General features: G+C 37.3%; 4 protein-coding genes and 1 pseudogene. 3 read left to right on the top strand and 2 right to left on the bottom strand.

The features are described 5' to 3' along the window. Positions 1-573: ABC transporter ATP-binding protein (locus tag Q0L68_RS14905; RefSeq protein WP_296704778.1), on the bottom strand; the 573-nt coding region annotated here is incomplete at its 3' end. Then, on the bottom strand, positions 570-2060 hold the full coding sequence (locus tag Q0L68_RS14910; protein WP_296704782.1) for a DUF5687 family protein: 1491 nt from the start codon (positions 2058-2060) through the stop codon (positions 570-572). The genes Q0L68_RS14905 and Q0L68_RS14910, both read right to left, overlap by 4 nt. Before the next feature lie 91 nt (positions 2061-2151). Here Q0L68_RS14910 and Q0L68_RS14915 point away from each other — a divergent pair, with 91 nt between their 5' ends. From Q0L68_RS14915 to Q0L68_RS14925, 3 genes and pseudogenes are all read left to right on the top strand, one after another. After that, positions 2152-2880: a nitroreductase family protein gene (locus tag Q0L68_RS14915; protein ID WP_296704783.1), complete on the top strand. Its 729-nt coding sequence runs from the start codon at positions 2152-2154 to the stop codon at positions 2878-2880. A gap of 520 nt (positions 2881-3400) precedes the next feature. Beyond that, complete coding sequence (locus tag Q0L68_RS14920) at positions 3401-4876, top strand: gliding motility-associated C-terminal domain-containing protein (RefSeq protein ID WP_296704786.1); 1476 nt, start codon at positions 3401-3403, stop codon at positions 4874-4876. A 69-nt stretch (positions 4877-4945) separates the two neighbouring features. Beyond that, positions 4946-5990, top strand: a pseudogene (locus Q0L68_RS14925) (hypothetical protein); the annotation flags it as partial.

The raw sequence follows: 5990 nt of genomic DNA on the forward strand, positions 1-5990 counted from the left end.
ATGGGAGGAAATCAAAAAAGTTACTTTCGAGTTTTCTTTTTCCTGAAGAATCAGCTTTTTCAAACGGATCTGGGAACTTGGATCTAAGTTTTCAAAAGGTTCATCCAAAAATACTACTTCTGGATTCCCCATCAATGCGGCAGCAATGCCCACTTTCTTGAGATTTCCTTTCGATAAATCCCGTATATATTTCTTTTTCCCAACAATCTCATCATTGAATAACTCATTGAATTTATCCAAATGAACACCTAAATCAGCTTCTGACATTCCATAGATTTTGCGCAGAGTCTGGAAATATTCGTCGGGTGTGAGGTAAGTCAATAACATATGCTCATCTAAAAAAGCTCCTGTTCGTCTTTTCCAATCTTCAGTTTTACTGACATCCTCTCCTTCTATCGTAACATTTCCTGTTGTCGCTCTTACCAAATCCAGCATAATTCTGAAAAGTGTAGTTTTACCAGCTCCATTGTTACCGACCAGTCCAAAACATTCCGATTTTGGAACATCCAAACTTGGAACATCCAGTACTACTGCTTCTTTGTATTGTTTTTTAAGATCTTTTACTTGAATCATAACTCTTGACGGAATGAAGATGAAATTTCGTATCTATTAGAAAGTACTCTATTGATATTGATTTGTGATAATTTTTTAAAAGCTAGAATCCCAACGATCCCTAAGGTGCCCAAAGCAGCTAATCCAGCATATTCATTGAATAATAAAGAAAATGGCAAATACACCAAATAAGGCGCCACCATCATGGGAATAATCATTAAAAATTGAGCAGCCCCTACTCCTTCGTAATTAAACATGGCACCTTTATTCAGGTCCATAGGCTTGGGCTTCCAAAGTGCCAAATAAATTATCAGATGGATCATAATCCCAGCATTAAATAGCCAAGTAGCTAAATGAATAAGTAGAAACTTCCATCCGAAATACACATATGGAACTGAAAAAAGGAAACAAAGGCAGGAAATTGAAATCAGTAATAAATATTTCCCTCTTACCAAGGCTTCAATTCCATCTTTTCTATTGATGAAAAAATCAAAATTTCCCGAATTCCAGCTCAAAAACAGCTGGCCATATTGAATCATAAATATTCCTGTAATAAAAACCCCAACGAAGATAAAGATGAAATTAAATCCTCCGTCTTCGGTTTGATATTGGGGGTTGTCATAAAATATCATTCCATAAAGCAAGAAAAAAGCACTAAGCATCAAGAATGTCCGGCTCTTTTTATGACGAATGATCAGTTTCCATTCTAAATTTGCCATTTCACCTGCTAATCCGAACTTTGAAAAGAAACCAAAATTTTGATTCACAAATTTGACTTCCTCTTCTTGGGACAAATCCTCCAAATAGGCATTGTTTAGATAATAGGAATATGCCAAAACGTATAGTACTACACATAAAATAGAAGTAATCGCAAAAGGAATAAAACTGTTAAGAGATAAGGTGAAAAACGGTGAAACTATTTCACCCAAATTAAACCAGCCCATATAAGTGGATCCACCCCCTAAAAGTAACACTCCAAAAACTATAATCACTCCAATCAAACTGTCCTCGAACCGTTGTTTAAACCAGAGCATAAACCAGTGAAGAGACCAACTGATCATTATTATAGTTCCTATCCAAAAGATTAGAGAATTCATTCCCATTTGGGGCAAAATCACCTGTATTCCAAAAGGAAGGAATAACAACAAAGGAATAATGCTTATTGGGGAAACAAAAGATCGAATCAGGAGCATATGGATAATCTTTCTTTTACCGATCGGTAAATGCAACAGACTCTCTAAGTCTATTACAGGAAGATTTTGCAGAAAATATCGATACATAAATTCCACCAAAAAGAAAAAAATCAAACCCGACGAAAGAACTTCAATGGGGTCTCTACCTTCTGCAAGGACTCCCAGAATCCTTTCCAAAAATATACCCGCCATTAAGACATAACTCAGTAAGAGTAAGGCCAAAAAACCAAGTAATATTGTGATCAACAAACTTTTTGCAAATGATGAAGATCTTAGGCTTTTGAGAAATTGTAATCGAATTAATTCAAAAATCATGGAGAGGCGAGTTGATATTTCTTTCTAAATTTGTTTGAAAATAACCAATCAAAAAAGAAAAATACTGTTTGAATAGAAATTTAGATAATTGATGGAAGGAAGAAAAGAGCTAGGATTTTTTGAGGCAGTAGAAAAAAGAAGATCTGTTAGGATATTTGATCAGGAAAATCCTTTTAATCATGAAGTCGTTCAAAAATGTATTGAAGCAGCCATTTTATCCCCCAACAGCTCCAATCTTCAGCTTTATCAATTTATTAGAGTTCCCGAATCTTCCACTTTAAAAGATAAGCTTGCCCAACTCTGCATGCGCCAAAAAGCAGCAGTGACGGCAAGAGAGCTTGTGGTGATAATAACCAGAAGGGATCTTTGGAAATCCAGAGCTGAGGCAAATTACAATTACATCAAATCCACCATTCAAAATCAATCAGAGAAAAAGCAGAAGCAGGCTTTGGGCTATTATGGAAATTTGATTCCAAAATTATACACTAAATTTCCAGGTTGGACTTTTATCAAAAAATTAATCTCTTGGTGGGTAGGATTAAAAAGACCGATGGTGAGAGAAGTCAGTGAAACAGACTTACGAATTTCAGTACACAAATCAGCCGCTTTGGCCTCTATGACTTTTATGCTAGGAATGAAAGCTTCAGGATATGATACTTGCCCCATGGAAGGATACGACTCCAAACGCGTTTCAAAACTCCTCAATCTATCATCTGGATCAGAAATATGCATGATCATCGGTTGCGGAAAAGGGTTGCCAGAGGGGATTTATGGGGAAAGGTTTCGGGTGAACTCTGAATTACTTATCCAAGTCAAATAATTATTTACTATAATTTCAATCTATAGAAAAATTACATTTTGCTTAACTAAAGATGAAACCTTAATTAATTTGAAATAGTCCATCAAAACTTTTAACAGCAGTTATTAAATAATAACTTTTGATTTTATTACATTTTTTAATTGAAGATTTTTACATTAATCATTGGACTAGTTTAACCCTATTTATTTGAGCAATCTAGACCAATCGAAGTTATATTTTCCTCAATCATCCTAACATCTGTAGTTTAAAAATAGTTATACAATAGCCTATTCTGGAAAATTGATTATAATGATAGTTCGATGAGTAACCTCCTGTTGATATATCCCAAAAAGTCAATAAAATAACGCAGCTGGCACCGTTACGGTATTATTTATGATACCAAATTAAGATGAATGTATTTAAATTGAATATAACAACCTTCAATTCTACTTTCCGAATGACCACCAGAAGCGTAATCTGTCGTTATCTTATTTGCCTCTTAGCATGCATATTCCAGATTCTTTCGCTTAAAGCCCAATTTGTGAATCAAGGTAAATTGCATGTTAATGAAAGTACTTTACTCTGGAGTGCCTTCCCTTTCGAAAATCGTGACCAAGGTAGTTTTCTCAATGCGGGTACAGTGGTGTTTCTTTCTAACATAATGAACGAAGGGGAGTTCACTTTTGGTACATCCAACCAGAAAGGTTTAACTAGACTGGAAGGTCTGGCTATGCAAAGTCTTACGGGATCTTCTCAAATGAAATTTTGGAACCTTGAGTTGAATTCCAAATTTGGCTACGACCTTTCAAATGATGTTGAAGTTTCAGGGGTGGCCGAGTTTAATGATGGAATTATTAGTGCAAATAACGAAGATAATTTATTCAATTTTGGACTGGGTGCGGCATCGATCAACTCTTCGGATCAGAGTTTTGTAGACGGTAAGATTGGCGCTCAGATAAATGAGCAGTTACTTTTCCCCACTGGAGATGAGAATTTTAGACGAGTTTTATTTGCCTCTCCCCTATCCAAGGAAGAGCTAAATCTAAGGGCTCGATACTTTTTAGAAGATCCAGGCAATCTTTACCCAAGAGATCAAACCGCTCCAAATGTCATTCTAGTTGATGATGCAGAATTTTGGGAGCTAGAAAATTTCAAAAATGGGGAAATTGATTTAAGACTCACACTTTCTTGGCGTGATGTCACTACTCCTCCATTTATTATAGGCGAACCAAATAAACTTGGAATCGTTCGCTGGGATGAACTCGAGTCTATTTGGAGAAGTGAGGGAGGTGATATTGATATTAATCAACAATTCGTAAGTGCAGATATATCACTTTCGGGTACATCTATATATACATTAGGCGTCCTTACTGGCTTTACAAACCTGGGATTAACCAAAACCTCTTTTGATCTTTCTATTTGGGAAGGAGATCAGTTTGAATATGAAATAAAACTTCAAAATAACAGTCAAGTCACTGCGACTGATGTTGTCTTGGTTGACAATTTACCAAGTGAACTTAAATTCGTAAGCATAGAAGGCGAATCTATTTTTGGGCTTCTTGAATTTGAATTTGAAGTAGTTGGTCAATCCATAATTGTTCGAATACCTGAATTCATCGGTGGTGATGAAGCAACATTTACCTTAACCGTAAGGGCTGCAGACCCGGGCAGGATCATGAATGTGGCAGAGGTATCCTCCTTAGAAGCTGATGAATACCCTGAAGATAATTTGGATACAGATGTAAATGAGGTTAAGGAATTCTTTATTCCGAACGTAATCACACCAAACTCTGATGGATTCAACGACCAATTCGAAATAAAAGGACTCAACAAATTCGTCTCAAATAAGCTAACCATTTTAACAAGATGGGGGGATACTATATTTGAATACAATAATTACAGCAATGATTGGGAAGCTGAAGGCTTAGATGCTGGAACCTACTTTTATGTGCTTGATGTGGTGGAAGAAGGGGGCAGCACTAAAAGTTTTAAAGGGTGGATTCAAGTGATCAGATAAGATTAAGAATAATTGAATAGATGGACAATGTCCACTAAAGAATATTAGGTTTTACAAATACATGAAGAGATGAAAAAATTAATACTCTCTGGCTTAATGTTGCTATTTATCGGAATGGCATTCGGACAGGTTGGGATTGGTACAGAAAACCCCCATCCATCTACCATACTCCATATTGAATCTTCAAACCTTGGAGTCTTAATTCCAAGGGTGGAATTGAATTCATCTGATGACGCTGGACTGTTGCCTGGTGGACCCATTGATGGTCTACTCGTCTTCAATGTTTCCACTGGAGGTAACATCGGACCAGGATTCTATTTCTGGAGAGATGAGCGATGGACTCAAGTTCTAGACACTGAAAATCTTGAAGGAATCCAAGCTGGGTTTGATCGCGTGGATGATGATCTAGATGCGATCAGAATGAGGATGCAGGGGAGTCTGGTACTGGGCGAGGACGGAAGTATTGGATACCTAGACGAAAATCTTGATTATATCCCGTTGGATTTGGAGGATATTGTGAAAAATCTTCAAACCATCACCACTCTTGTGGATAATGGTAATGGAACATTCACATACACTTCTGAAGATGGCACTTCGGTCACTTTCAATGCTAATAATAATTTAATCGATAACGGAAACGGCACTTTCACTTTCACAAATGCCTCTGGCATAAGTCTAGCTTTTGATGCCAGACGTACCTTAATCACGGATAACGGAGATGGAACAATTTCCATTACAGATGACTTTGGGAATATTGATATAGTCGATGGTTCTATCACAAACGAATTACAATCCCTTGCTATCAATGGAGATCAGCTCTCTATATCTGACGGAAACACAATAACCCTACCAACATCTACTGGACCAGTTGGACCCCAAGGGCCTAAAGGAGAAATTGGACCACAAGGTGCTGATGGAGCAAAAGGAGACTCCGCATATGAAGTTGCTGTTGCCAATGGATTTACAGGAACTGAAGCAGAATGGTTAGCATCACTTGAAGGAGCGGATGGTGCCGACGGAGCTCAGGGACCGCAAGGTCCAGCAGGAGCCAATGGGCAAGATGGAGCTGATGGAGATTCAGCATATGAAGTCGCCGTTGCCAATGGGTTTATAG

It is taken from the genome of Algoriphagus sp. (assembly GCF_024642405.1).
Classification (GTDB): Bacteria; Bacteroidota; Bacteroidia; order Cytophagales; family Cyclobacteriaceae; genus Algoriphagus.

Coding starts and splice junctions, on each gene's coding strand:
- Q0L68_RS14915 (WP_296704783.1), top strand. CDS start 2,152: ATGGAAGGAAGAAAAGAGCTAGGATTTTTTGAGGCAGTAGAAAAAAGA.
- Q0L68_RS14910 (WP_296704782.1), bottom strand. CDS start 2,060: ATGATTTTTGAATTAATTCGATTACAATTTCTCAAAAGCCTAAGATCT.